This is a genomic window from Streptomyces sp. SolWspMP-5a-2 (assembly GCF_900091845.1).
GTDB lineage: Bacteria > Actinomycetota > Actinomycetes > Streptomycetales > Streptomycetaceae > Streptomyces > Streptomyces doudnae.
In genome coordinates this window covers 1-25071 of sequence record NZ_FMCI01000220.1, presented here as the reverse complement: position 1 = coordinate 25071, position 25071 = coordinate 1, and the positions used below count along the sequence as shown (strand labels likewise).

General features: G+C 74.0%; 21 protein-coding genes and 2 pseudogenes. 11 read left to right on the top strand and 12 right to left on the bottom strand.

Features of this window, described 5'->3' with window-relative positions; translation table 11 throughout:
* Positions 1 to 501 precede the first annotated feature (501 nt).
* The 3 genes from GA0115242_RS22360 (at position 502) to GA0115242_RS22350 (ending at position 3467) form a co-directional block, all read left to right on the top strand.
* Positions 502 to 1296, top strand: a complete 795-nt coding sequence (locus tag GA0115242_RS22360; protein WP_237549233.1) for a streptomycin biosynthesis protein — start codon at positions 502 to 504, stop codon at positions 1294 to 1296.
* Between the two features lie 304 nt (positions 1297 to 1600).
* Entirely contained in the window at positions 1601 to 2938 is a 1338-nt protein-coding gene (locus GA0115242_RS22355) for a cation:proton antiporter (protein WP_093831221.1), read from the top strand.
* Positions 2939 to 3032: 94 nt separating this feature from the next.
* On the top strand, positions 3033 to 3467 hold the full coding sequence (locus GA0115242_RS22350; protein ID WP_093831266.1) for a VOC family protein: 435 nt from the start codon (positions 3033 to 3035) through the stop codon (positions 3465 to 3467).
* Between the two features lie 48 nt (positions 3468 to 3515).
* On the opposite strand, the gene GA0115242_RS22345 is transcribed toward GA0115242_RS22350, so the two are convergent.
* Together GA0115242_RS22345 and GA0115242_RS22340 are read right to left on the bottom strand one after the other, a co-directional pair.
* Positions 3516 to 4721: a 4-hydroxybenzoate 3-monooxygenase gene (locus GA0115242_RS22345; protein ID WP_093831219.1), complete on the bottom strand. Its 1206-nt coding sequence runs from the start codon at positions 4719 to 4721 to the stop codon at positions 3516 to 3518.
* Positions 4722 to 4830: 109 nt separating this feature from the next.
* On the bottom strand, positions 4831 to 6315 hold the full coding sequence (locus tag GA0115242_RS22340) for an endo-1,4-beta-xylanase (RefSeq protein ID WP_093831217.1): 1485 nt from the start codon (positions 6313 to 6315) through the stop codon (positions 4831 to 4833).
* Positions 6316 to 7335: 1020 nt separating this feature from the next.
* On the opposite strand from GA0115242_RS22340, the gene GA0115242_RS22335 reads away from it, so the two are divergent.
* Complete coding sequence (locus GA0115242_RS22335) at positions 7336 to 8163, top strand: mycofactocin-coupled SDR family oxidoreductase (protein WP_093831215.1); 828 nt, start codon at positions 7336 to 7338, stop codon at positions 8161 to 8163.
* A gap of 513 nt (positions 8164 to 8676) precedes the next feature.
* On the opposite strand, the gene GA0115242_RS22330 is transcribed toward GA0115242_RS22335, so the two are convergent.
* The 5 genes from GA0115242_RS22330 to GA0115242_RS22310 form a co-directional block, all read right to left on the bottom strand.
* Complete coding sequence (locus GA0115242_RS22330) at positions 8677 to 9786, bottom strand: peptidase C39 family protein (protein WP_093831213.1); 1110 nt, start codon at positions 9784 to 9786, stop codon at positions 8677 to 8679.
* Between the two features lie 49 nt (positions 9787 to 9835).
* A complete protein-coding gene (locus tag GA0115242_RS22325; protein WP_093831211.1) occupies positions 9836 to 11938 on the bottom strand; it encodes an iron ABC transporter permease in 2103 nt (700 codons plus the stop codon).
* Positions 11935 to 13002 (bottom strand): iron-siderophore ABC transporter substrate-binding protein, encoded by a 1068-nt coding sequence (locus GA0115242_RS22320; RefSeq protein ID WP_093831209.1) that lies wholly within the window; start codon positions 13000 to 13002, stop codon positions 11935 to 11937. The genes GA0115242_RS22325 and GA0115242_RS22320 overlap by 4 nt, the downstream gene beginning before the upstream one ends.
* Before the next feature lie 264 nt (positions 13003 to 13266).
* Positions 13267 to 14130 carry an ABC transporter ATP-binding protein gene (locus GA0115242_RS22315; RefSeq protein WP_093831207.1) on the bottom strand — a complete coding sequence of 288 codons (864 nt, stop codon included), beginning with the start codon at positions 14128 to 14130 and terminating at the stop codon, positions 13267 to 13269.
* Between the two features lie 165 nt (positions 14131 to 14295).
* On the bottom strand, positions 14296 to 15171 hold the full coding sequence (locus GA0115242_RS22310) for a helix-turn-helix domain-containing protein (RefSeq protein WP_370672315.1): 876 nt from the start codon (positions 15169 to 15171) through the stop codon (positions 14296 to 14298).
* 159 nt (positions 15172 to 15330) lie between these two features.
* Here GA0115242_RS22310 and GA0115242_RS42525 point away from each other — a divergent pair.
* The 3 genes and pseudogenes from GA0115242_RS42525 to GA0115242_RS22300 all read left to right on the top strand — a co-directional run.
* Positions 15331 to 16370, top strand: a pseudogene (locus GA0115242_RS42525) (arabinofuranosidase catalytic domain-containing protein); the annotation flags it as partial.
* Positions 16359 to 17225: a ricin-type beta-trefoil lectin domain protein gene (locus tag GA0115242_RS42520; protein WP_370672316.1), complete on the top strand. Its 867-nt coding sequence runs from the start codon at positions 16359 to 16361 to the stop codon at positions 17223 to 17225. The pseudogene GA0115242_RS42525 and the gene GA0115242_RS42520, both read left to right, overlap by 12 nt.
* 241 nt (positions 17226 to 17466) lie before the next feature.
* On the top strand, positions 17467 to 18054 hold the full coding sequence (locus GA0115242_RS22300; protein WP_176729883.1) for a DUF4232 domain-containing protein: 588 nt from the start codon (positions 17467 to 17469) through the stop codon (positions 18052 to 18054).
* Between the two features lie 131 nt (positions 18055 to 18185).
* On the opposite strand, the gene GA0115242_RS22295 is transcribed toward GA0115242_RS22300, so the two are convergent.
* Positions 18186 to 18875, bottom strand: a complete 690-nt coding sequence (locus GA0115242_RS22295; protein WP_256089520.1) for a TetR/AcrR family transcriptional regulator — start codon at positions 18873 to 18875, stop codon at positions 18186 to 18188.
* 224 nt (positions 18876 to 19099) lie between these two features.
* Between GA0115242_RS22295 and GA0115242_RS22290 the strand changes: the two genes are divergently transcribed.
* Positions 19100 to 20134 (top strand): medium chain dehydrogenase/reductase family protein, encoded by a 1035-nt coding sequence (locus tag GA0115242_RS22290; RefSeq protein WP_093831263.1) that lies wholly within the window; start codon positions 19100 to 19102, stop codon positions 20132 to 20134.
* 65 nt (positions 20135 to 20199) lie between these two features.
* On the opposite strand, the gene GA0115242_RS22285 is transcribed toward GA0115242_RS22290, so the two are convergent.
* Positions 20200 to 21156, bottom strand: coding sequence for an NAD(P)-dependent alcohol dehydrogenase (locus GA0115242_RS22285; protein WP_093831200.1), 957 nt, complete (start codon positions 21154 to 21156; stop codon positions 20200 to 20202).
* Between the two features lie 114 nt (positions 21157 to 21270).
* On the opposite strand from GA0115242_RS22285, the gene GA0115242_RS22280 reads away from it, so the two are divergent.
* From GA0115242_RS22280 to GA0115242_RS22270, 3 genes are all read left to right on the top strand, one after another.
* A complete protein-coding gene (locus GA0115242_RS22280; RefSeq protein ID WP_176729882.1) occupies positions 21271 to 22077 on the top strand; it encodes a TetR/AcrR family transcriptional regulator in 807 nt (268 codons plus the stop codon).
* A gap of 90 nt (positions 22078 to 22167) precedes the next feature.
* On the top strand, positions 22168 to 22587 hold the full coding sequence (locus tag GA0115242_RS22275) for a TOBE domain-containing protein (RefSeq protein ID WP_093831198.1): 420 nt from the start codon (positions 22168 to 22170) through the stop codon (positions 22585 to 22587).
* Between the two features lie 96 nt (positions 22588 to 22683).
* Entirely contained in the window at positions 22684 to 23331 is a 648-nt protein-coding gene (locus GA0115242_RS22270; RefSeq protein ID WP_093831196.1) for a molybdopterin-dependent oxidoreductase, read from the top strand.
* Between the two features lie 24 nt (positions 23332 to 23355).
* Here GA0115242_RS22270 and GA0115242_RS22265 read toward each other — a convergent pair whose 3' ends face one another.
* The 3 genes and pseudogenes from GA0115242_RS22265 to GA0115242_RS22255 all read right to left on the bottom strand — a co-directional run.
* Positions 23356 to 23664, bottom strand: a complete 309-nt coding sequence (locus tag GA0115242_RS22265; RefSeq protein WP_093831194.1) for an SCO4225 family membrane protein — start codon at positions 23662 to 23664, stop codon at positions 23356 to 23358.
* A gap of 67 nt (positions 23665 to 23731) precedes the next feature.
* Complete coding sequence (locus GA0115242_RS22260) at positions 23732 to 24415, bottom strand: response regulator (RefSeq protein WP_093831192.1); 684 nt, start codon at positions 24413 to 24415, stop codon at positions 23732 to 23734.
* Positions 24412 to 25071, bottom strand: a pseudogene (locus GA0115242_RS22255) (histidine kinase); the annotation flags it as partial. The gene GA0115242_RS22260 and the pseudogene GA0115242_RS22255, both read right to left, overlap by 4 nt.

Genomic DNA, 25071 nt, shown 5'->3' with positions numbered 1-25071 from the left:
CGTTGCAGCCCTCAGTGACCCTTGTTAGTCTCAAGCCGCTTCGACCGCCCGCCCCCACCACCTGACAAGGGTGTTCGTACCGCCCCCGGCTCCGGCCGGCGCCAATCGTGCCACCGACTCGGTGCCGCACGATGTTGTCATTTCCGGAGTTTGCTCTTTCTGATCAGTGCGTCCCCTGTGGTTGCCCGTATCGATGACCCCGTCGATACACGACTGACGGAAGGACCGTATATGTTCCCTGCGCACATGGCGTCCCTTCAGTGCATTTCCGCTCCCGATGAATGCATGGTGGAAAGACCGGAGACACACAGTTCGGCACCACCGGAAAAGCGGGAATCCGATCGGGGCGCGATCGAAACAATCGCGACGGACGCTCTGCTGCCCGCCGACTCCCCCAGGACCGCAGGTCTCGACGAAGACCACGTCCGGGCTCTGGCCGATGTTCTCGAAAGCCTCCCGCCCCTGCTCGTGGAGCGGAATTCTCTCCGGGTCATCGACGGAATGCACCGGCTCCTGGCGGCCCGGCTCAAAGGGCACGAGCACGTGCGGGTCGAGTTCTACGACGGTGACGCCGACCAGGCGTTCCTGCACTCCGTCCGCATCAACGTGCGGCACGGGCTGCCGCTGACCAGAGCGGACCGGCGGGCCGCCGCCGAGCGGCTGTTCCGTACGCACCCGCAACTCTCCGACCGCGCCATCGCGGCGATCGCCGGGCTGGCCACCAAGACCGTGGCACGGCTGCGGCTCACCCTGGTCGGCTGCTCCTCGTCCGACGTCCGGGTCGGCCAGGACGGCAGACGCCGCCCGGTGAACAACGCCGACGGGCGCCTCGCCGCCAGCCGGGTCATCGCCCTGCGGCCGGAGGCGTCGCTGCGCGAGATCGCCCGGGAGGCGGGCATCTCCGTCGGCACCGCGCACGACGTCAAGGAGCGCATCCGGCAGGGCAGGGACCCGCTGCCCGACGGCGTGCGCGAGAAGACCCTGGAGATCGCGCCCGCCCCGGCGGACGACACCCGGCACCCTGCGGCACCCGCCGAGCCGCCGGAGCGCACGGTCGCGCAGGACATGCAGGAGGTGCTCCAGCGGCTGCGTCAGGATCCGTCCCTGCGCTACACCGAATCCGGCAGATCGCTGCTGCGCTGGCTCGGGACCAGTACCGTGATCCCGGCCGAACTCCCGGTACCGCTCAAGCAGGTGCCCGCCCACTGCGCGGTGAACGTGAGCCGGCTGGCCAGGTCCTGCGCGGCGGCCTGGCTCGAACTCGCCCTCCACCTGGAGAGCGGCACGACCCGCTGAACCGCACGACCGCCGAACCCGCAGGACCGACACGGCCACGGCGCACCACGGCGCACCACGGCCACGGACCAGGACCGCAGACCAGCACGGAGCGCCCGAGACCCGACAGCCGAAGACCCCGAGACCCCGACCGCCCACAGCCCACAGCCCGTGAGGATCCCGTACCCCCACCGCCCTTCCATCCAGGGAGCCACGTCGTGCGCAGCCGATCCGTCATCCCCGCCACCGCGACCCGCCGGACGGGCGGGTGTCCAGGCCGCCCGGCGGACACCGCCCACCGGCCCACCGGACCGGGCGGGCGCTCATGACCGCGTCGCAGACGGTGCAGCTCCTCGTCGCTCTGGCCCTGATCCTCGGACTGGCGCGCACGATGGGGGCTCTGGCCCGCCGGTTCGGCCAGCCCGCCGTCATCGGCGAGATCCTGGCCGGGGTCATGCTGGGCCCCACCCTGCTCGGCGACGACCTCTCCATGGAACTGTTCCCGGCGGACGTCCGCTCGCTGCTCGCCGCGCTGGCCGCGGTGGGCGTCGCGCTGTTCATGTTCCTCGTCGGCACGGAACTGGACCTGGGCCTGCTGCGCGGCAGCGGGCGGGCCACGATCTCGACGTCGCTGTGCTCGACGCTGCTGCCGCTCGGCCTGGGCGCCGCGCTGGCCTGGCCGCTGCTGGACGCGCACCACGAGGGCGACCCCACCGGCTTCGTGCTGTTCTTCGCGGTGGCCATGGCCGTGACGGCGTTCCCCGTGCTGGCCAGGATCATCGCCGACCGCGGACTCGCGTCGACCCGGCTCGGGACGACCTCGCTGGCGTGCGCGGCCATCGCGGACCTGCTCGCCTGGTCGCTGCTGGCCGTGGTCGTCGCGGTCGCCACCGGCGGGCGGCTGGAGTGGAAGCTCGCGCTGCTGGTCCCCTACGCCGTCCTGATGGTCACCTTCGTACGACCGCTGCTGCGCCGGGCGGCCGCCTGGGACGCGCCGAAGGGCGGCGGCCCCGGCCGGAACTTCGTCGCCCTGGTGCTGGGCGGGCTGCTGCTGTCGGGGGCCTGCACGGAATGGCTCGGCATGCACTACGTGTTCGGGGCGTTCCTGTTCGGCGCGGTGATGCCGCGCGGGCTGAACGGGACGCTGCGCGACGGTGTGCTGGAGCGGATCGAGCCGCTGTGCGGGTTGCTGCTCCTGCCGGTGTACTTCGTGCTGTCCGGGCTGAAGGTCGACCTCTCCCGGCTGAACGGCTCGGACCTCGGCGAACTCGCCGCGATCATGGCGGTGGCGGTGGGCGGCAAGTTCCTCGGCGCGTACGGCGGGGCCCGGTGGGGAGGGCTCGACAGACGCAACGCGGCGGCCCTCGGTGCTCTGCTCAACACCCGCGGGCTGACCGAACTGGTGGTCCTGGGCGTGGGCCTGGAGATAGGCGTCCTGGACAACCGGCTCTACTCGCTGATGGTGGTGATGGCGGTGACCACCACCGCGCTCACCGGCCCGCTGCTCGGCCTCATCCTCCGCGGCCGCTCCCCCGACGGACCGGACGCCCCGCGGGCCGCCGCCGACACGGCCGGTCCGCCGGACGCCGCGGAGGCCGACCCCGACGGCTCCCCGGCCCCGTCCGCGCCGGGCGCCTCGCCCCCGTCGGCCAAGCCGTCCTGACCGGTCCGCCCGGTCCCGGCCGGGTCGGGCGCGTCGGATGCGTCGGGTGCGCCGGGTGCGCCGGATCGGGGCCGGGCGGCGGTACGGTCCGGTCATGGCAACACGCATCGACCTGACCCTCGACTGCTCGGACGCGAAGCTCCTCGCGGAGTTCTGGAAGACGGCCCTCGGCTACGTCGACGAGCCGCCGCCCGCTCCCTTCGAGACCCGGGAGGAGTGGTTCGCGCAGTTCGACCTGCCCGAGGACGACTCCGTGGACGACGCCCAGTGGCTCTGCGACCCGGACGGCGCGGGCCCGAGGCTCTCCCTCCTCAAGGTTCCCGAGCCGAAGACCGCGAAGAACCGGCTCCACCTCGACATCCGGGTGCCGGGCCACGGCAGCACGGCGGAGCGGTGGGCGCGGATCAGCGCCGAGTCGGAGCGGCTGGTGGAGGCGGGCGGCAGCGTCCTCGCCACGTTCGACGAGCACCACGTCGTGATGGCCGACCCGGAGGGCAACGAGTTCTGCGTGGCGGCCGGCGCGGCCTGAGCACAGGGGCGCGGGGACCGGCGCACCCGCCGGACGGCCCCGGGGGCGTCAGGCGGGACCGGCCTCCGCGCGGGCCGGGTCCAGGCCCGTCATGAGTTCGGCGAAGGCGTGCCGGGCCCCGGGCGAGGTGACGAGGCGGTCGAGGCGGGCGCGGGCCAACTGGCGCAGGAACGGCCCGGACGCGGTGGCGTCGCCCGCCTCGTGCACGGTGCGGGTGAGCCAGTGCGAGAACTCCTGGTCGCTCCAGACGCGCCGCAGGCAGCGCCGGGAGTAGGCGTTCAGCCCGGTGTCGTCCTGGTCGCGCACGGCGTCGCGGACGGCGCGGACGAGGAGGTCGGCTCCGTGCAGGGCGAGGTTCATGCCCTTGCCGCCCATCGGGGAGAGGATGTGGGCGGCGTCGCCGACGAGGAACAGCCGTCCGTGGCGCAGGGGTTCGTGGACGAGACTCCGCAGCCGGAACACCTCGCGGTCGGTGATCGGGCCGCCGGTGAGCGCGGGATCGGCGAGCCGGGTGCGCAGGGCGTCCCAGATCCGGTCGTCGGGCCACACCGCGGGGTCGTCGTCCGGCGGGCACTGGAGGTAGTAGCGGCTGCTGCGCGGTCCGCGCGGGAAGTGCGCGGCGAACCCCTGCGGGCTGACGGCGAGCAGCGGATGGGCGGGCGGCGGCGCGTCGGCGAGGACGGTGAGCCAGCCGATGCCGTGGTCGAAGGTGTGGACGGTCGACACGCTCGCGGGGACGGCCGCCCGGCTGACTCCGCGATCGCCGTCACAACCGGCCACGTAGGCGCAGGAGATGAGGTGCCGGGTGCCGTCCGCCGCGCGGTAGCCGACGCTCGGACGGTCGCCGGTCAGACCGTGCAGGGTGACGTCGGCGGCCTCGTAGCGCAGGTCACCGCCGTCGGCGAGGTGGGCGGCGGTGAGGTTCTGGACCAGGACCTGCTGGGGGCAGAGCCGCGCGCCCGACCCCGCCGAGCCGTCACGGTCGTCGACGTACCGGCTCTCGCCGTCGATCCTGAACTCCAGGACGCCGTCGTGCGGGGGGCCGCCCCGGACCACGTCGGCCAGCCCCCAGGACTCGAACATCCGCACGGCGCGGGTCTCGACGATGCCCGCCCGCCGGCGCCGGGTCACGTGGTCGCGGCTGCGGCGCTCCAGCACGACGGAGTCGATCCCGCACCGGCGCAGCAGGTTGGCCACGGTCAGCCCGGCCGGTCCCGCCCCGATCACCACGACGGTGGCGGACTCCGTCGTCATGGGCAACGCCTCTTCCGATGCGGCCACTTGGCACCTCCGCGGTCAGGCTAGCCGAGCCGGGCACCACCGGAGGGGACGCCGGCGCGGTGCGCGTCCCCTCCGGCTGCGGTCACGTGGTGGCGCCGCTCCCGCTCCACGTCCACTTCTGGTTGGCGCCGCCCGAGCAGGAGTACATCTGGAGCTTGGTGCCGTTGGCGGTGCCCGTGCCGACGGCGTCCAGGCAGAGTCCGGACTGGACGCCGCGGACGCTGCCGTCGGAGTTGAGCGTCCACTGCTGGTTGGCCTTGCCCGAGCAGCCGTAGATCTGCGCCTTGGCGCCGTTGGCGGTGCCCCCGGCGTCGAGGCACTTGGTGCCCAGGACCCGCAGTTCGCCCGCGGAGGTGCGGGTCCACTGCTGGTTGGCACCGCCCGAGCAGTCCCAGAGCTGGAGTTGGGTCCCGTCGGTGGTGGTGGAGTCGGGATCGTCCACGCAGCGTCCGGAGCCGACGCCCTTGAGCTGGCCCGTGCCGTCGCCGCCCGGCGGGGTGGTGGGCGGCGTGGTCGTGCCGCCGCCGTTCAGCGTGTTGAGGACGCTGGTGTAGGCCGCCTTGGCGTTGCCGTTGCCGTCGAACAGCAGCGGGTTGTCCCCGGAGCGCCAGGAGTCGCTGTCCCGGATGCCCCAGACGGTGACGCCGGTGCAGCGGGCGACGGCCAGGCACGCGTTGACGGTGTTCGCGTACCCGCTCGACGGGGCCTGGGCGATGTCGAGTTCGGTGATCTGGACGTCCACGCCGAGCGCGGCGAAGGCGGACAGGGTGGTCTGGAGGCTGGCCGGTGGCCCGCCGGAGCCGAAGTGGCCCTGGAAGCCGACGCAGTCGATGGGGACACCGCGGGCCTTGAAGTCCTTGACCATGCTGTAGACGCCCTGGGTCTTGGCGTCCGACCAGTTCTCGATGTTGTAGTCGTTGTAGCAGAGCTTGACGTTGGCGTCGACGGAGCGCGCGGTGCGGAAGGCGTGCTCGATGAAGCCGCCTCCGAGCTTGTCCTGGAAGGGTGAACTGCGGTGCTGGGTACTGCCGTCGGCGAACGCCTCGTTGACCACGTCCCAGGCGTAGATCTTGCCCTTGAAGTGGTTCATGACCTGGGTGATGTGGTTGTCCATGGCGGTCTGCAGGTCCGCCGCCGCCAGTCCCCCCACCCAGCCCGGCAGTTGGGAGTGCCACACCAGGGTGTGCCCGCGCATCCGCTGGCCGTGGGCCTGCGCGTGGCTGACGATCTGGTCGGCGGACCCGAAGCTGAACGATCCCCGTGCGGGCTCGGTCGCGTCCCACTTCATCTCGTTCTCCGGGGTGATCATGTTGAACTCCCGGTCGAGGATGGTCGCGTAGGCGCTGGTGCCGAGCTTGTTCGCGGCCACGGCGGTGCCGAAGTAGCGGCCCGACTGCGCGGCGGCGGCGCCCAGTGAACTCGCCGCCGCGAGGTCGGGGCTCTGTGCCGTGGCGCGGGGGGCCGCGGTCGCGACACCGACGACGGCCAGCGCGGCGGTGACGGCCACTCCGGTGGCCGCCGCCACCGTCCTTCCGCACGCGCCTCGGGGTCCGGTGAACCAGGACATGTGGGGGTTCCTCTCGGGTGGGGGCGGCGGGGCGGCGGCCGACGGCCCGTGCCGTCCGCGCTCGCGCGCTGGGCGGTCGTCCCGTCCGGTCCGCTCCCCCGCCGTCGACCGAACGGGACGACCTGGGATCTCGCGCTCGCGCGCCGGACACGGCTTCACACGCCGCAGACTCGCGGCGCGTCCGGATCACGCGAGGAATGCGAGGGACCGCGCACGGCGGAGAGATCGCGTCTCCGGTCCGTGGAGATCCCCCGGAAAACCATCGAAAGTTTCGATCCGAATTCGGCGTTTCGCGGCACCATAGAGCGCTGACCGTGCACCGTCAATACACCGCGTGCGGGGGCTGAGAACGCCCGCCGGATATCGCCGTCGCGGGTGCGGCTGGTCACAGACTCCGCAGCAGGACGGACCCTTGACGGCCGAGGGCGGAATTCGGCCGCAAGTTTCGCCCAGTCGTCGAATCTTTCGATGCCCGCGACGAGATCATTTCGCTCACCCGGGGTCGGATTTCACGGCCGCGGGAGAGCGGGTGCGCGGGGAGGCGGGCGATGACGGGCCGGTGCGGGCGTTGCCGGGCGGTGCGCGCCGCGGAATCCCGCGCCACCCGGAGGGGACCTCCGGGGGGTGCTCGGCGTGCGTCGCGCGGCCGATTTGGCGCTCTTGTCGTGGTGACGGGGCATCAGTACCGTCATGCGCGGTTGCCGTCCCGGCGCAGGGTCGCGCAATGGCGTGATATTGGCATGCGCCTGACATGAAACTGATACGCCGCTGATGCGCCGCTGACGTGTCGTCGGGCGGCAATACCGGCGCGGACCTGCGAAAACGACATCCGCACGGGCCGGAGGCCGCCCGTCCGCCGTGGTGCGGGAGAGAAGACGCTTGCTCGGTTCGCTCGGCGAGGAGCAGAGTCGGCCACATCCCAACCGGCGCGCGCCCGGTCGCCCACGCGACAGGGCTCGCCGCTGCCTGCCACGGCAGCGCGGTGCCACGCGGCGCACGCCGATACTCACGGAGGTTCTCATGGGTCGTGCAACGGGCAAGGTCGCTTTCGTCACCGGGGCGGCGCGAGGCCAGGGCCGCAGCCACGCCGTCCGGCTGGCCGAGGAGGGCGCGGACATCATCGCCGTGGACTTCACGGCGAAGGTGGACACCGTGCCCTACCCGCTGGCCACGGCCGGGGATCTGGCGGAGACCGTCCGTCTGGTGGAGGCCACCGGGCGCCGGATCGTCGCGGGCGACGCCGACGTGCGGGATCTCGCCGCGCTCGGCAAGGTGGTCGACCAAGGGGTCGCGGAACTCGGCCGGTTGGACATCGTGCTCGCCAACGCCGGGATATTCAGCCCGGCGTCGACGCTGGAGATGAGCGAGCAGACCTGGCAGGACATGATCGACATCAACCTCACCGGTGTGTGGAAGACGCTCAAGGCGTCCGTGCCGCACATCATCGAGGGCGGGCGCGGCGGAGCCGTGGTGATCACCAGCTCGGTGATGGCGTTCCACGCGCAGGAGTACATCGCGCACTACTCCGCCGCCAAGGCGGGCGTGGTGATGCTGATGAAGGTCATGGCCAAGGAGCTGGCTTCGCACAACATCCGGGTCAACACGGTCAACCCGACGACCGTGGCGACCGACATGATCCTCAACGACGCCATCTTCCAGGCGTTCCGGCCCGAGTTGGAGAACCCGACCCGGGCCGATTTCGAGGAGGCCGCCCGCTCGCTGAACGCGCTGCCGATCGCCGCCGTCGAGGCCCAGGACGTCACCGAGACCGTCCTGCACCTGGTGGCGGACAGCGGTCGCTACATCACCGGCACCACGAACCTGGTGGACGCGGGCGGAGCCCTCTGAGACCCGGTCGCACGACCGGGGGGCATGGGCGCGCAACTCCGCGCTGCGGAGCGCGAGTCGAGGTCAGGCGGCCGTCTCCGCGCGGTCGGCGGCGGCCCAGCCGACCAGCAGGAGGTGGTACTCCTTGCGCTCCGCGTCCGTGAACGGCCGTCCCCACGCGGTGCGGGCCAGCACGCGGATCGCGTCGTTCCAGTCCGCGGCGGAGCGCGACGGAACGGGGGCCGGGGGAGTGGGGGCATGGGTTCAGGATATCGAACAGAACGGCCCCGTACTCATGCCCGCCCGGCCATTCTCACCCGCCCCGAACCGGGCTCCGCCTGGCGCGGCCCGCCGACCTGTCCCCCGACCCCGACCGTCCGCTCGGGCCCACCGGCCGGTGGAGTGCCGACGGCGCGTCCGTCCCTCCCGTCGGCCGCCGTCTCCCCTCCCCGTGGCCGTCCGTGCCCGTGAACCCCTGGGCCGTCGGGCGGCGTTCGCGGGGTGCCCGGTCGGCCGACCCGAGGCCGGGTCGCCTCAGCCGGACGCCGTCACCGGTCGGGCGGGACCGATCCGCACCGCTCCTCTGAAGCCGTCCTCCCCCAGCGTCGACATCGTGTCGAGCGACCCGTCCGGGACCGGCAGCAGATGGGCGTCCACCCAGGTGTCCCCCGCGGGCGCGTGGGACCACGGGTCGTCGATCAGCACCGCGCCCGGCACCACGCCGTGGCACACCACCCAGTGCGGCACGTCGAACCCCTGCATCACGGCCAGCGAGACCAGCAGCAGCACCCGTTCGCCCCGGCCGACCGCGTCGCGGATACCGGCGACCGTGAGACGCTCCGGGTCGACCGGGACGCCCATCCCCGCGGCGTCCGCGCGGGACGCCCGCTGGAGCACCGCGCGCCACTCCCGCTCGTCTCCGGCGAGGTGGTCGAGGAGGACGGGGCCGTCCGCGTCGAGGTGGACGGCGACCGGGGACGACGGCCAGGTACGGCGCACGGCGACCCCGAGCCCCACGGGCTCGCACGCCGGGAAGTTGGTCGCCGCCCTCCACAGCGTCAGCTCGGCCCGCCGGTCGAACTCCGCGCGCGGCAGCGCCCCGAGGTGGCTCAGCGCGACCAGCGCCGTCACCGCGCCGCAGGTGAAGCGCGTCGTCTGCCCGTAGTGCGGGGGCGGTTCGGACGCCGGGCCGCCGGTCAGCCACCGCACGTGTCCCGTCTCCGGTCCGACCGCGTCCGGTGCCCGGCCGTGCGGCGGGTCGAGCGGTGTGAACCCCGCCGCCGCCGCGGTCTCCGGATCGGCCGTCCACCCCTCCCACTTGACCTGCGCCAGCCCCTGCTCCCGGGCGTGCGCCACGACCGCCGCGACCGCCGACGGCACCTCGCCGACCGCGTCGACGATCTTCAGGTACGCCGTGCCCGGACGCGCCGTCACCAGCGCGGCGGCACTCGCCCCACCGTCGTCCCCGACGACCGTCACGAGGCGCGGGGCGTGCGCCGAACGGTCCACCGCCCGCCAGCGCTCCAGCACCGCGCCCGGCACCAGGCGGCGCAGCGGCGCGTCCGCCTCGCCGCCGGACTCGCGGGCGAAGGGGGCGACCGTCACCGCGCCCCGCACGGACGTTCCTCGGCTCGACGTCGGCATCGGTCGCTCCCGGGGGGTGAGGGGAAGGGGAAGGGCGAGGGAAGAACGGTCATGCCCGTGACTGCCTCAGTACCCACACGAAGTACGGCGCCCCCACCAGCGCGATCATCAGACCCGCCGGGAGCTGGGACGGCGCCACCAGGGTGCGGCCGAGCGCGTCCGCCACGCAGACCAGGATGCCGCCCAGCAGCATCGAGACCGGGATCGCGCGGCCGTGCCTGGGCCCCACCAGGGAGCGGGCCAGGTGCGGGGCGACCAGGCCCACGAAGCCGACGACACCGACGGCGACCACGCTGAGCGCGGCCAGCACCGCGGCGATCGCCAGGGCGGTGAAACGGGTGCGTTCCAGCCGGACGCCGACGATGCGCGGGGTGTCCTCGTCGACGGCGAGCAGGTCGAGCCGGTCGCGCAGGGCGAGCAGCACGGGCAGCGCGAGCGCCAGGGCCACCGCCACCGGTACGACGTCGGGCAGGGTGCGCCCGTAGGTCGTGCCGGAGAGCCAGGTGAAGATCCGCGGCGTGTTGTACGGGTCGGAGCGCAGCAGCAGGAAGGTGGTGACGGAGCTGAGCCCGTACCCGCAGCCGATGCCGATCAGCACGAACCGGTCGGGCAGGAAGCCGCCGCGCCAGGCCAGCAGGGCGATCAGCCCGAAGGTGGCGAGGCCCGACGCGACCGCCACCACGACGAGCAGCGGCTGTCCGCCGGAGAGGCCCGAGGTGGCGACGCTCGCCGCGCCGAGCCCGGCGCCCGCCGTGATGCCGAGGACACCCGGTTCGGCCAGCGGGTTGCGCACCGCGCTCTGCACGACGCAGCCCGCGAGTCCGAGCGCGGCGCCCGCGAGGACGGCGGCGACCACGCGCGGGACGCGGTCGTCGAGCGCCTGGCCGATCAGGTCGGGGGCGCCGCCCTGGAGCCAGAGCGCGATGTCCCCGGTCCGCAGCCAGAGGCTCCCGGCCAGGACCGCGACCAGGACCGCCCCGGCCAGCAGGGCGGAACCGGCGAGCACGACGGCGAGGAACCCGCGGCGCGAGCGGGTGGCGACCCGGACGTGCGGCGGCTGCCTGAGCCGTCCGGTGTCGCGCAGCCGCAGCGCGAGGACGACGATGACGACGGAGCCGAGCAGCGCGGTCGGTACGCCGGTGGGGATGGAGGCGGCTCCGTCCGCGCCCTGCACGGCCCGCAGGGTCGCGTCCGCGAGGAGGATGAGCAGCGCGCCGAGCAGTCCGGCCGCGGGGATCAGCAGCAGGTGCCGGTGGAGCGATCTGACCCGGGTCGCGATCAGCCGGGCCAGCACCGGGGCGCCGAGGCCGACGAAGGAGATCGGTCCCGCGAGGGTCACCGCGGTGCCGGTGAGCAGCACGGCGCAGACCACGGCGGCGATCCGGGTGGTGCGGATGGGCACGCCCAGGGTGGACGCGGCGTCGTCGCCGAGGTTCATCACGTCGAGCCTGCGGGAGAGCGCGAGCGCGACGCCCAGGACCAGCGCGACGAGCGGCAGGGCGCGGAGCGACGCGTCGATGTCGAGCTGCGCGAGCGAGCCGCTGCCCCAGGCGAAGAGGCCGGTGGTGTTCTGATCGAAGAGGATGAGGAGCATCCCGGTGACCGCGTCCAGGGCCATCGCCGTCGCCGATCCGGCGAGGATCAGGCGGGTGCCCGCGGTGCCCGCGGCGCGGCCGGTGAGGAGCAGGACGAGGGCCGCCGCGAGCAGGCCGCCGACGAACGCGACGGCGCCCGACGCCCAGAGCGGGACGGCGACCCCGAACGCGGCGACGAGCGTGAGGGCGAAGTAGGCCCCGGCGGTGACCGCGAGGGTGTCGGGGGAGGCGAGCGCGTTGTGCGTGACGGACTGGAGCAGGGTCCCGGCGCAGCCGAGGGCGAAGCCGACGGCGACGCCCGCGAAGAGGCGCGGCAGGCGCGAGCCGGTGATGATCTCACCGACCGGCGCGCCGTCGGGGTCCGGCCGCCCGGCGAGGTGGCGCACCAGGTCGCCGACGCCGACGCCCGACGTGCCCTGCGTCAGGTGCCACATGCCCACCAGGACGGTCGCGGCGAGCAGGACGGCGAGGACGGCCACCCCGGCGGAGGCGCTGCCGCCGCGGTCGGCGGCCGGCGGCGTCTCCGTCCGGGGTGTCGTGGCGTGCGGTGCGCTCACTTCTTGTCGAGTACGTCGACGTAGGCGTCGATCGCCTGCTCGCAGGAGCGCGGACCGCCGGCGCCCCAGACCCGGGCCGGGAAGGCGTGGGCGCGGCCTTCCTTGACGGCCGGGATGGTCTTCCAGATGGGGTTCTTGGCGAGGGCGGCGACGTACCCGCCCGCGCCTTCGTCGTTGGCGTAGAAGAGGTTGGCGTCACCGACCGCGGTGAGCCCCTCGACGTCGGTCTGCGCGAGGCCGTAGGCGGGGTCGACACCGCCGTCGCCGTGCGCCTTGTTGACGGCGTCGGTCCACGCGGGCTTCATGCCGAGCTGCTCGCCGATCTCGGTGAAGAGGGCGCCCTTGCCGTAGGGGCGGACGGTGAGGTTGCCGCCCTGGAGCCAGCCGTCGAAGAACAGGAAGTCCTTGGTGGGCAGGTCGGCGTCGGTGACCTGCTTCTTCGCGGCGGCGAGGTGGTCGTCGAACTCCTTGAGGACCTGGTCGGCGCGCTCGGTGCGGCCGGTCGCCTTGCCGATCATGCTGAACACGTCGCGCATGTTGCCGATCGGGTCGGCCGGGTAGGCGCCGCGGGTGGCCATCACGGGGACGCCGCGCTTCTCCAGCTTCTTGATGGTCTCGTCGTCCTTCTTGAACGCCTCGACGACGATGAGGTCGGGCTTCGTGGCGTAGAGGGTGTCGAGGTCGGGCTCCTCGCGGGTGCCGATGTCGGTGACGCCGCCGGGCAGCTTCTCGGCGCTGACCCAGGTGCTGTAGCCCTTGGCGTCGGAGACGGCGGTGGGGGTCACGCAGAGGGTCAGCGCGTCCTCGACCTGCTGCCACTCCAGGACGGCGATCCGCTGGGCGGGCTTGTCGAGCTTGACCTCGCGGCCGACGCCGTCCTTGAAGGAGACAGGTCCGGTCGAGGTGGTCGTGGTGTCGGCGGCGCAGTCCTTCGACGCGGGCGAGGCGCTGGTGCTCGCGCTCGCGCCGTCGGCCTTGTCGACGGAGGTGGTGCCGCAGGCCGCGGCGGTGAGGACGACGAGCCCTGCGGAGGCTGACGCCGCCAGGCGGTGGGCGCGGTTCATGAAGGGTCCTCTTTCTCGGGGTCGTTCGCCGGGAGGCGTTCGTCGTGGGTCGTTCGTCATGGTTCGTTCGTCGTGGGTCGTTCGCCGAGGCGTGGTCGGCTCGGCGTGGTCGGCGTGGTCGGCGTGGTCGGCGGGGCGTTCGGTGCGGTCCGGCCGGGGGGCGGCGCGGGCGTGCGGCGGCGCGGGGTGCCGTCCGTCGCCGTCGACGGGCGTCCCGGGGCCGGAGGCGGCCGGTCGTGGTGGTCGTGGGGGGCGCGGGCCGTCTCAGGCGGAGTGCCGCCCGACGGGGTCGATGCGCAGGCGGCCCGTGCGGGGGTCGGTGGACACCTCGACCCGGATGTCGTAGACCTCGCCGATGTTCGCGGCGGTGAGGACGTCGACGGGTTTGCCCGCCGCGTGGACGCGGCCCGAGCGCATCAGGACGAGCGTGTCCGCGACCCGGGCCGCCTGGTCGAGGTCGTGCAGCACGATGCCGACGGCGATGCCGTGGTCCTCGACGAGGTCGCGCACCAGGTCGAGCGTCTCGATCTGGTAGCGCAGGTCGAGGTGGTTGGTGGGTTCGTCCAGGAGCACGACTCCGGTCTCCTGGGCGAGGCAGGCGGCGAGCCAGACGCGCTGCATCTCGCCGCCGGAGAGTTCGCCGACCGGGCGGCCCGCCATCTCCCGGACGCCGGTCACGCCCATCGCGCGGTCGACGGCGGCCAGGTCGCCCGGGGTGGGTCCGCCGAAGCCGCGCCGGTGGGGGTGGCGTCCGAACGCGACGACCTCGGCGACCGTCAGCCCCTGGGGCGCGGGCCTCGACTGGGAGAACAGCGTGACCTCGCGGGCGAACTGGCGCGGGCTCAGCAGGGCCGCGTCCCGCCCGTGCGGTCCGTCGCCCGCGCCGAGGGTGATCCGGCCGCCGTCCACCTTGTGCAGGCGGGAGAGGGCGCGCAGCAGGGTGGACTTGCCGCTGCCGTTCGGCCCCACCAGGGCGGTGGCGCGGCCGGGTTCCAGGGCGAGGGAGACGCCGTGGACGACCGGTGCGCCGCCGTAGCGCAGCACCAGGTCGTGCCCGTCGAGGGCGCCCGCCGGCGGGGCGGGGTCGGCCGCGGCGCGCTCGGCGCGCCGGGTGGGGCTTGTGAACATCGGTGGATCCGGACGGTCGGAGGGGCAGGGGCCGCGGCACCCTCCGTCCGGCCGTCGCCGACCGGGCCGCAGGCTCGGCCGCGCACGGAAGGACCGCACCCGGCGAGCAACAACTAAGGGTTACCTAACTCCGAGCAGGTTATATTCCGCTCGCCGTGTCGACAATCAGGAGTTCTGGACACGCGATACGGGATTCCGGACATCCCCGGGGACCGCGTCGGCCGCGTCGAAGAAGGCGCCGGGGGTGGTTCCCATGATCCGGCGGAAGGCGGCGATGAAGGAGCTGGGCTGCGCGTAGCCGAGCGTCTCGGAGACGGTCGTGACGTCGAACCCCTCCGAGAGGAGCGTCAACGCCCGGTGCACGCGCAGCACTTGGCGCCACTGCGCGAAGGAGAGCCCGGTCGCCCGGCGGAACGCGCGGGTGACGGTGCGGTCGCTGATGCCGAGCCAGCGCGCCCACTCCTCCAGGGAGCGGCCGTCGGCGGGGTCGTCCAGCAGGGCCTCGGCGACGGCGTCGATCCGGGGGTCGCCCGGCAGGTGCAGCGCGAACTGCCGCTCCGAGGGCCGCAGCACGTCGAAGACGACCGACTCGGCGCGCGCCCTGGCCGCCGCGTCGAGGTCGGTGCGGGAGAGGTGGGTGAGCAGGGACTCCAGCAGCGGGGTCATCGCGATCGCCCTGGGCTCCTCGAACGCGAAGGCGTCCGGAGTGCGGTCGGGGGCGAAGAAGGCGTCGTGGAACTCGGCGCCCGCCGTCGCGCGGCCGCCGTGCACCACCCCGGCGGGCATCCAGAGCCCGTGCCCCTCGGAGACGGTGAAGACGCGGTCCTCGACGCGCGAGGTGAGCGTGCCGCCGCGGACCCAGACCAGTTCGTGCAGGGGGTGGGAGTGCGGCGCCCACTCGGTGGGGACCCGCGGCACATGGCGCCCGGCGATGATGGCGAAGGCGGTCGGCCCGGGGACGGCGGTGACCCGGCGCACGACGGTGCCCGCCTCGCGCCGCCACATCCCGGGGCTCGCCTCACCGCGGGACGATCGGACCATGCGCGGGAGTCTATCCGGGGGCCGGACACGGGCCGGGAGTGGGGTGATTGCCCGGGAACGTCCCCGCGCTCCTTCTGGTCCGTACCAAAAAAGGAAACAAATATTGACGGAGTCGAACAGCGTGCGTAGGTTCCGCCGAGTCGACCGAAGGGACTTGCCATGCACGGTTCCCCACCCGTCAAAGGTGTCATGCTCCCGCCAATTCTGGCCACGGCGCGTTCCGCTCTCGCCCGGCGCGCGGCGGCCGTCCTCACCACCCTGGGCCTCGCCCTGGGACTCCTGCTCGGCCTCCCCGCCGCCTCCGAGGCGGCCGGTTCGCTGCCGTGCGACATCTACGCCGCCGCGGGCACCCCGTGCGTGGCCGCGCACAGCGTCACCCGCGCGCTGCTCTCCTCCTACAACGGGCCGCTCTACCGGGTGACCCGGGCCGCCGACGGGACCGGCGCCGACATCGGCACCCTGACCCAGGGCGGCTACGCCGACGCGGCAGCCCAGGACGCCTTCTGCGCCACCTCGGGCGGCTGCCGGATCACCCGGATCTACGACCAGAGCGGCCGCCACAACGACCTCACCCCGGCCCCGCGGGCACCGCGGGCACCGGCGCCGACCGGGGCGCCGACGCCTCCGAACTCGCCGTCACCGCGGGCGGCCACAAGGTCTACGGGCTCTGGATCTCACCGGGCGTCGGCTACCGGTACACCGGGGTCGCCTCCGGGGTGGCGGTCAACGGGCAGCCGGAGGGCACCTACATGGTGGCCAGCGGCACCCATGTCGGCTCCGCCTGCTGCTTCGACTACGGCAACGCCGAGAGCACCCCCGCCGACACAGGCAACGGCCACATGGACGCCGTCTCCATCGCCACCACCTGCTACTTCGCGCCCTGCACCGGGACGGGACCGTGGATCGAGGCGGACCTGGAGAACGGCATGTTCCAGGGCGACAACGGCTCCAACACCGCCAACCTCGGCAACAAGAGCGCCTTCGTCACCGCCGTGCTGAAGAACAACGGGCAGACCCGGTACGCGCTCAAGGGCGGTGACTCCCGCTCCGGCGGGCTGAGCACCTGGTGGGACGGGGCGCTGCCCACCCGGGGCGGCTACCAGCCCATGCACCAGGAGGGCGGCATCATCCTGGGCATCGGCGGCGACAACAGCAACTGGAACCGCGGCACCTTCTTCGAGGGCGTGATGGTCTCCGGCTATCCCACCGACGCCGCCGAGAACGCCGTCCAGGCCAACATCGTCTCCGTCGGCTACAGCGGCCAGACGGACGTCCCCAACGGACCGCAGGGGACGATCACCGGGCCGGGCGGCACGTGCGTGGACGTCGCCGCCGACGACTCCGGGGTCAACGGCGCGGCCGTCCAGCTCTGGGACTGCCAGGGCTACGCCGAGGACCAGCACTGGACGCACCAGCCCGACGGGTCCCTGTCCACCCTCGGGCGGTGCCTGGACATCGTGGGCAACGGCACGGCGGGCGGCGCCAAGCTGGAGCTGTGGGACTGCAACGGCGTCGGCGGCCAGAAGTGGGTCCAGCAGGCCGACGGCTCCCTGCTCAACCCGCAGTCGGGACGGTGCCTCGACTCGCCGAGCGGCGCCACCGCCAACGGCACCCGCCTGCAGATCTGGGACTGCAACGGCGCCACCGCGCAGAAGTTCGCGGTGAACGGCGGCGGCGTCACGAAGGGTCCGGGCGGCAAGTGCGTGGACGTCGCCGCCGACGACTCCGGGGTCAACGGCGCGGCCGTGCAGCTCTGGGACTGCCAGTCCTACGCGGTCGACCAGCACTGGTTCCACCGGTCCGACACCTCCCTCGCCACCCTGGGCCGGTGCCTCGACGTGGTGGGCAACGGCACCGCCAACGGCGCCCAGGTCGAGCTGTGGGACTGCAACGGCGTCGGCGGCCAGAAATGGGTCCAGCAGGCCGACGGCTCCCTCCTCAACCCGCCGTCCGGACGCTGCCTCGACTCCCCCGACGGCGCCACCGCCAACGGGACCCGGCTGCGGATCTGGGACTGCAACGGCTCCGCCGCCCAGAAGTTCGCCCTGGGCTGAGGCTCCCGCCACCCCGGACACCGGGGCCGGGACGACGGCCGCGCCACCCCCGCCGCTGCCGCCGTCCCGGCCCACCGGGGACATCGGTCACCCCTTCGCCGGAGAGGTGTTCGAAAGTTTTTCCTCCGCGCGGCGAACTTTTCCGCTCCCGCCGCCCATCACACCTCGTGTACGACGCAACGACATCGGCGCGGGCCCGGCACCACGGCCCGCGCCAGGGCACGAGGGGAGATCGATCTCCGTGATCGAGCACGAGAACAGCCACCGCACCACCACCGCCCGCACCGGCCGCCGCACCGGTCGCGTCCTGCTCGGCGCCGCCGCGGCCGGGGGACTCACCCTGGCGCTCGCCGGGGCGGGCACAGCCCAGGCCGCCGCGCAGCCGGCCGCCGCGTCCACCCCGACCTGCGCCGCCTCCGCCCTCAAGGCGACCTTCGGCGAGCGGCTGGCCGGTGGCATGAACCACCAGGGCGTCGTGCTGCGCCTGCGCAACCTGAGCGGAACCACCTGCGCCCTGCGCGGCTTCCCCGGCGTCGGCCTGGAGAACGCGGCGCACACCGCGCTGTCCTCGCACACCACGTGGGGCGACACCTGGTACGCGCAGAACCCCGGCAAGAAGACCCTCGCCCTGAAGGACGGGCAGAGCGCGGAGGCCGTCCTGGCCTGGACGCACGCCAACACCGGCACGTCCGAGGCGGTCCACGCCTCCTCCCTGCGCATCACCCCGCCCGCGTCCACCACGTACAAGACGCTGGCCTTCCCGGAGTGGGTCGACCACGGCGACCTCACCGTCACCGCGCTGGCCCGGCACATCGACGTGTCCGGCTGACCAGGCACCACCGGAGAACGACCCGTGGGACCGCCGGCCTACCGGACCGGCGGTCCCATGGCGCGCGGGTCAGCGCTGAGCGGTGGTACTGGCGCCGCTCTGCGTAGACCGCGTCTAGGTCACGGGACGGCCTACTGGGCGCTCGGCGCGGGCCGACCGGCCGCCGCCGTCGTCACCAGGTCGGTGATCTCCGCCTCGAAGAACGCCTCCGCGTCGAAGCCCATGCCGGTGAACTGCCCGGCGAGTTCGAGGGAGAGGACGCCCTGGACGCGGGCCCAGAGGCTGAGCGCGCGGTGCAGGACGGCGGGCGGGGCGGGGTGGCCCCTGGACCAGGCGCGGTGGTCGCGCAGGTGCGCGGCGAACGGGGTCTCTGGGTCCTCCGCGGTCGGCGCCCCCGGCTCCCTCGACCAGGTGTCGAGGAGGACGGCCATGATCTCGGCGCTGATCACCGTCGTCTCGTCCGGGGCGTGGTAGCCGGGGACCGGGGTGCCGTAGAGGAGGAAGAAGCGGTTCGGGTCCTCCAGCGCCCAGCCCCGGACGGCGCGGGCCAGGGCGCGCACGTCGGCGCCGTCGTCCGCGGCGGCGCGCAGCCGGTCGGCGAGGCTCCGGTAGCCGTCCTTGATCAGCTCGGTGATCAGTTCGTCGCGTCCCGCGTAGTAGCGGTAGAGGGCCGGGCCGCTCATCCCCATCAGCTTGGCGATCGCGTTCAGGGAGAGCGCGGACGCGCCCGCCGTGGCGATCTGCCGCCACGCGTGGTCCTTGATCTCCGCCCGCACCTGCGCCCGGTAGCGCTCGCGCGGGGTCTCGGTCTTCGCGCTCACTCCGACCCGCCTCCTCACCTCTGATGTTCCCGTCCCACCGAACCTGTTAGAGGTTATCACCATGACGTTAGGTGTTCATTATTGCAGGTCAGACGCTTTTGACGGGCTCTTGCACGCGCGAAAACAAGGCGCCTTCGTTGACGCTCTCTAGTTTTCGTTATAGCTTCTAACTCATCAGGGACGGCGGGCAGCACCGACCGTCCGCCCACGATGTGGAGGCCGTCATGACCGCAGAAGCACTGACCGAGATCGTCCTGCCGGGCACCGTGGAGCCGGAGGGGCTCCAGATCCGGCGCGGCGGAGCCGTCCCGACCGCCGCGCGGGGGCAGGTCGTCGTCCGGATGGAGGCCACCGGGGTCTCCTTCGCCGAGCAGCAGATGCGCCGCGGCCGGTACTACGACCAGCCGCCCTTCCCCTTCGTCCCCGGCTACGACCTGGTCGGCACGGTGGCCTCGGCGGGCGAGGACGTCGACCCCGGGCTGGTGGGCCGCCGGGTGGCCGCGCTGGTCAAGGTCGGCGGCTGGGCCAGCCATGTGGTCGTCGACGCGGCGGACACCGTCGAGGTCCCCGCCGGGATCGGGGCGGCCGAGGCCGAGACGGTCGTCGTCAACGGCATCACCGCCTGGCAGATGCTGCACCGCAAGGCCCGCGTCCGCGCCGGGCAGACCGTGGTGGTCCTCGGCGCCAACGGCGGCGTCGGCTCCGTGCTGGTCCAGCTCGCCCGCGCGGCCGGCGTCGAGGTCATCGGCACCGCCTCGCCCCGCCACCACGACGCGCTGCGCGCCCAGGGCGTGACGCCCGTCGACTACCGCGCCGGGGACGTCGCCGCCCGCGTCCGCGCCCTCGCCCCCGGCGGGGTGGACGCCGTCTTCGACCACGTCGGCGGCCCCGGCATCGTCGACTCCTGGCGGCTGCTCGCCCCCGGCGGCACCCTCGTCTCCTACGGCAGCGCCGCCACCCGGGACGACGAGGGCTCCAAGCAGGCGCCCGTGTTCAAGCTGCTGGGCCGGGTCTGGCTCTGGAACGCCCTGCCCAACGGGCGGCGCGCCTACTTCTTCAACATCTGGGCCGGTCGCGCCCTCGCCGAGGACCGGTTCCGCGCGCGGCTGCGCGGCGACCTCACCCAGGTCTTCGCGGCGGTGCGGCGCGGTGAGGTCACCCCGCGCATCGCCGCCGAACTCCCCCTCGAAAGCGCCGCCGAGGCCCTGCGGCTCGCCGAGTCCGGCACGGTCGCCGGGAAGGTCGTCCTGACGCCGTGACCGCACGGCCCGGCCCCGCGCACGACGGGACGGGACGCGGGCCCGCCCGTCCCCGAGCCGTCCGCTCAGCCGATCCGCACCACGTGCTTGCCGCGCACCCCGCCCGCCTCCAGCGCCCGGTGGGCCCCGGCGATGTCCTCCAGCGGGTGGACGGTGTCCACGACCGGGACGAGGTCGCCGCGCTCCGCGTACCCGGCGACCTCGGTCAGCAGCCCGGTGCCGGGGTTGCCGGAGAAGAAGCGGATGCGGCCCCTGCCGTGCACGGCGGACCCGAGCAGCGTCGCCACCGCGGCGACCGGCCGCGTCAGATCGGCGGTGATCGCGACCATCCGCCCGCCCGGCGCCAGCAGCCGCCGCACCTCCGCCTGCCGGGTGCCGACCGTGTCGAGGACGACGTCGAAGCGGCCCAGCGCCGCGAACGGGGTCGTGCGGTGGTCCAGCGCCTCCGCGGCGCCCAGACCCCGCACGAAGTCCAGGTTCCCGGCCCCGGCGAGCGCGACCACCCGGGCCCCGTACAGCTTCCCGAGCTGCACGGCGACGCTGCCCACTCCCCCGCTGCCGCCGCGCACCAGGAGCCGTTCACCGGGCTTCAGGGCGGCCTTGTCGCGCAGCGCCGTCACCGCCGTCGTCCCGCCCGCGATCAGCGAGACGGCGTCCTCAGGGCCCAGGTTGCCCGGCGCGGGGCCGACCCGGCCCTGGTGCACGGCGACGTACTCGGCCATGGTGCCGGTCCTGCGGCCCAGCACGCCCCAGACCCGCTCCCCCGGGCGCACGCCGGTGACCGACGCCCCGGTCCCCGCGACCTCGCCGACGAAGTCGATGCCGGTCCGCAGCGGGAAGGCGCGGCCGGTCACCAGGCGCAGCTTCCCGGCCCGGCCGAGGAGTTCACCGCCGTTGACACTGGCGGCGCTCACCCGCACCAGCACCTCGTCGGGCGCCGGGACGGGCCGGGGCACCCTGCCGACGCGGAGCACCTCCGGAGGGCCGAAGCGGTCGAAGAGAGCTGCGCGCATGTCACTCATGTCATGTCCCGTGGGGTGTGCCGGACCTGCGAGGACGCCCGGTGCGTCCGCTGGTACGGTCACGCTAGACCGCTAACCGGACAGCACCTTCCACTTGACCCGAAGTGAGAGACATTGCCTGCCGAGACCTCTCGCAACGCCCCCGCGCCCGACCCCGCAGCGCCCCTCGACCCCCCGTCCGGCGGCACGGAACCCGCGGGTCTGCGCGCGGACGCCCGGCGCAACCGGGAGCGGATCGTCGAGGCCGCACGGGAGACGTTCGCGGCCCAGGGGGTCGACGCCCCGCTGACCGCCGTCGCCCGCCGCGCCGGGGTCGGCATGGCCACCCTCTACCGGCGCTTCCCCAGCCGGGACGCCCTCGTCCGGGCCGCCTTCGACGAGCAACTCGGCCTCTGCGCCGCGGCGTTCGAGGAGGCGCTCGCCGATCCCGACCCGGGCCGGGGTCTGTACGCGCTGCTGGAGCAGGTGTGCGCCACGCAGGTGACCGACCGCGGGTTCGGCACCGCCTTCATGACCGGGTTCCCCGACGCCCTGGACCACGGCAGGGAACGCGCCTGCGCCGAGGAGGGGCTGCGGGAGCTGGTCCGGCGCGCCCGGGAGGCGGGGCAGGTGCACGAGGACTTCGACCCCGCCGACATCACCCTCCTGCTGCTGGCCCACGGCGGGCTCGCCGGGCAGCCCCGCGAGGTCGCGCTCGCCGCCTCCCGCCGTCTGCTCGCCTATCTCTTCGGGGCCTTCGGGTCCCGGGACGGCGGCCCGCTCCCGCCGCCTCCGCCGATGTCGCTGGCCGGGGTTCCGCACGTCCTGGACCCGGCGGGACGGCGCCCGACGGCAGGGCCGTCCTCCGATCCGCGAGGCGGGGACGGCCGCGCGGGTGGCGGCTGCGACGGGGTCCGTGTGGGGCGGCGCGACGCGGGTTAGCTTGGACGGGCGATGGTCCGGAAGCTCCCCTTCCGTCCCGAACGCACCGATGATCCGACCCGGTACCGACATGCCCCGAGGTGTTCCGTCATGAGCCTGAGTCTGCGCAACCAGCTTCCCGGTACGGTCACCGCCGTCACGCCGGGCGAGGTGATGGCGGCGGTGCGGGTGCGGCTCGCGGGCGGGCAGGACCTCACCGCCGCGATCACCCTGGAGGCCGTCGAGGACCTCGGGCTCGCCGCGGGCTCCGCCGTCCGCGCGCTGGTGAAGTCCACGGAGGTCGCGCTGGCCACCGAGCCGGTCGCCGGGGTTTCCATCCGCAACCAGCTCCCCGGCACGGTCGCCGGGGTCGCGCTGGGCGGGGCGATGGCGACGGTGAAGGTTGCGGTGCCGGGCGGCGAGCTGACCTCGGCCATCACCCGGGAGGCCGCCGCCGACCTGGGGCTCGCGCCCGGTTCGCTGGTCGTCGCGCTGATCAAGTCGACCGAGGTGTCGCTCGCGACGGCGTGACCCCCGGCCGCCGCCCGGACGCCGAGCATCTACGCTGCACAGGAGGCGGCAGCGCGGCTTGGGCGCTACGGGAAGCAGAGGGAGAGGGGCCATCTGGTGGCGAGCGAGGGACAGGGCACGACCGAGGCCACGGCGGGCGGGCCCCGCCGGCTTCCGCCGGGTCAGCGCCAGGTCCACGGCTGGCCCGTCTCGCACTACGGCCCGGTGCCGCGTTTCCGGATGGAACGCTGGGACCTGCGGGTGCACGGCGCCACCGCCGACGGCGGGATGTGCGTGTGGAACTTCGCCGAACTCTCCGCGCTGCCCCACATCACCGTCGCCGCCGACCTGCACTGCGCGACCGGCTCCACCTCCACCGACCACGAGTGGTACGGCATCCCCGCCCGCGCCCTGCTGGAGCTGATGCCGCCCGCGCCCGACGTCACGCACGTGATGGCCTGGGCGGAGTACGGCTACTCGGCCAATCTGCGGCTCGCCGACTTCGACCGGCCCGACACCCTGCTGGCCACCCACCACAACGGCGAGCCGCTGACCGCCGAGCACGGCTTCCCGCTGCGGCTGATCGTCCCGCACCTCTACGGCTACAAGAGCCCGAAGTGGCTGCGGGCCGTCGAGTACCTCACCGAGGACCGGCGCGGCTTCTGGGAGGAGCGGGGCTTCCACAACATCGGCGAGGTGTGGCGGGAGCAGCGCCACTCGCACCAGGAGCGGCCGGGGGACGGTCCGCCGCTCGCGCAGGAGTGACGGCGCCCGGCGGGGCGGCGGCGCTCAGCGCCGCCGCCCGGCCCTGAGCGTGCTGGAGCACCAGCCGATGACGACCGCGTTGACCAGCGCGGCGCCGACGACGGCAACGAAGAACGCCCAGATCCGGTCCGGCAGGAGCAGCAGGACCAGGCTGGTCGGGGCGGTGGCGAAGACCGGGATCACCCCGGCCATGGACTCGCCCGAGTCGTCGCGGGCGGTCACGACGACGGCCCAGATCAGCAGGGCCGCGCAGACGCCGAGATAGCCGAGGGCGAGGGCGTCGGTGAGCGCGCGGCGCAGGACGCGCAGCGGGCCGCGGTCGGGACGGGTCACGAGGTGGACTCCTGGGGCAGGGGGTGTCGGGGGCGGGCCGCGGTGCCGGGTGCGGGCGCGGTCGGGGTCAGGGGCGGGGGCCCGGTGGGTGGGGGCGGGCCAGGCCGAGGTCGTAGGCGAGGATCGTCGCCTGCACGCGGTCGCGCAGGCCCAGCTTGCGCAGCAGCGCGTTCACATGGGACTTGACGGTGCCGACGGTGATGCCGAGTTCCGCGCCGATCTCCGCGTTGTTGAGACCGGCCGCGATCAGGCCGAGGACGTACCGTTCGCGGGCGGTGAGGCTCTCCAGGGCGCGGGGTTCGTCCCCGGAGCGGAATCCCGCGTCCGGGCCCGCCGCGTAGTGGCCGATCAGCCTGCGGGTGGCGGAGGGGGCGAGGACGCTCTCGCCGCCGCCCACCACCCGGATCCCGTCGAGGAGTTCGGCGGGCCTGACGTCCTTGAGGAGGAACCCGGAGGCTCCGGCGCGCAGCGCGTCGAAGACGTAGGCGTCGAGGTCGAAGGTGGTCAGCACGAGGACCCGGGGCGGGTCCTGGCGGGCGGTGATGATCCGGGTGGCGGCGATGCCGTCCAGTCCGGGCATCCGGACGTCCATGACGACGACGTCGGGCGCCGACTCCGCGGCCAGCCGCACCGCTTCGGCGCCGTCTGCGGCCTCGCCGACCACCGTCATGTCGTCCTCGGCGTCGATCACGGCGGCGAAGCCCGCCCGGACGATGCCCTGGTCGTCGACGACCAGTACCCGCAGGCTCATCGGTCTCTCTCCTCGTCCGGGCGGGCGGGCGCGGGCGCGGTGGTGCCGGTGAGCGGCAGCAGCAGGCTCACCGGTCCCGCCGACGGTCCCGCCGGGGTGGTCAGGGTGCCGCCGAGTGCCGCGACCCGGGCCGCGAGCCGGTCGCGCACGGCCGGGCGGGCGGCGGCGGGGACACCGGTGGCCGTGAGGGTCAACGTACCGCCGTCCGCGTCGATCTCGATCCGCGCGGGGTGTCCGCCGCCGGCCGCGAGCAGGGTCTCGGCCGCGTGGTAGGCGGCCAGGTCGACGGCGGTGGGCAGGTGCGCGGGCACCCGGGCGGCGAGCCGGATCTCGACGTCGCGGCCGGTGGCCCGGCACTGGTGGGCGAGCAGGTCGAGGGCCTGGAGGGTGGGCTGCGGCCGGAGCGCGGGCGGCTCGTCGTCCGCCCTGACGGTGTCGAGCAGGGCACGCATGGCGGCGAGCGCGTCGCGGGCCCGGTCGGCGGTGGCGTCGAGGCGGCCCGCCTCGGCCTGCGCGACCATGTCGGCGGTCCTGGCGAGGACGGTGGTCTCAAGACCGGCGGCGATCCGGCGCCGTTCGGCCCACGCGTCCCGCACGGCCTCCCCGGTCCACCCGGCGAGCCGCTCCTCCCCCGCGCGCCTGGCGTCCCGCTCCCG

Excerpts from the sequence above, each read along its gene's own strand:
- GA0115242_RS22360 (WP_237549233.1), top strand. The coding sequence starts at position 502 with ATGCACCGGCTCCTGGCGGCCCGGCTCAAAGGGCACGAGCACGTGCGG.
- GA0115242_RS22355 (WP_093831221.1), top strand. The coding sequence starts at position 1,601 with ATGACCGCGTCGCAGACGGTGCAGCTCCTCGTCGCTCTGGCCCTGATC.
- GA0115242_RS22350 (WP_093831266.1), top strand. The coding sequence starts at position 3,033 with ATGGCAACACGCATCGACCTGACCCTCGACTGCTCGGACGCGAAGCTC.
- GA0115242_RS22345 (WP_093831219.1), bottom strand. The coding sequence starts at position 4,721 with ATGACGACGGAGTCCGCCACCGTCGTGGTGATCGGGGCGGGACCGGCC.
- GA0115242_RS22340 (WP_093831217.1), bottom strand. The coding sequence starts at position 6,315 with ATGTCCTGGTTCACCGGACCCCGAGGCGCGTGCGGAAGGACGGTGGCG.
- GA0115242_RS22335 (WP_093831215.1), top strand. The coding sequence starts at position 7,336 with ATGGGTCGTGCAACGGGCAAGGTCGCTTTCGTCACCGGGGCGGCGCGA.
- GA0115242_RS22330 (WP_093831213.1), bottom strand. The coding sequence starts at position 9,786 with ATGCCGACGTCGAGCCGAGGAACGTCCGTGCGGGGCGCGGTGACGGTC.
- GA0115242_RS22320 (WP_093831209.1), bottom strand. The coding sequence starts at position 13,002 with ATGAACCGCGCCCACCGCCTGGCGGCGTCAGCCTCCGCAGGGCTCGTC.
- GA0115242_RS22315 (WP_093831207.1), bottom strand. The coding sequence starts at position 14,130 with ATGTTCACAAGCCCCACCCGGCGCGCCGAGCGCGCCGCGGCCGACCCC.
- GA0115242_RS22310 (WP_370672315.1), bottom strand. The coding sequence starts at position 15,171 with ATGGTCCGATCGTCCCGCGGTGAGGCGAGCCCCGGGATGTGGCGGCGC.
- GA0115242_RS42520 (WP_370672316.1), top strand. The coding sequence starts at position 16,359 with ATGGTCTCCGGCTATCCCACCGACGCCGCCGAGAACGCCGTCCAGGCC.
- GA0115242_RS22290 (WP_093831263.1), top strand. The coding sequence starts at position 19,100 with ATGACCGCAGAAGCACTGACCGAGATCGTCCTGCCGGGCACCGTGGAG.
- GA0115242_RS22285 (WP_093831200.1), bottom strand. The coding sequence starts at position 21,156 with ATGAGTGACATGCGCGCAGCTCTCTTCGACCGCTTCGGCCCTCCGGAG.
- GA0115242_RS22275 (WP_093831198.1), top strand. The coding sequence starts at position 22,168 with ATGAGCCTGAGTCTGCGCAACCAGCTTCCCGGTACGGTCACCGCCGTC.
- GA0115242_RS22260 (WP_093831192.1), bottom strand. The coding sequence starts at position 24,415 with ATGAGCCTGCGGGTACTGGTCGTCGACGACCAGGGCATCGTCCGGGCG.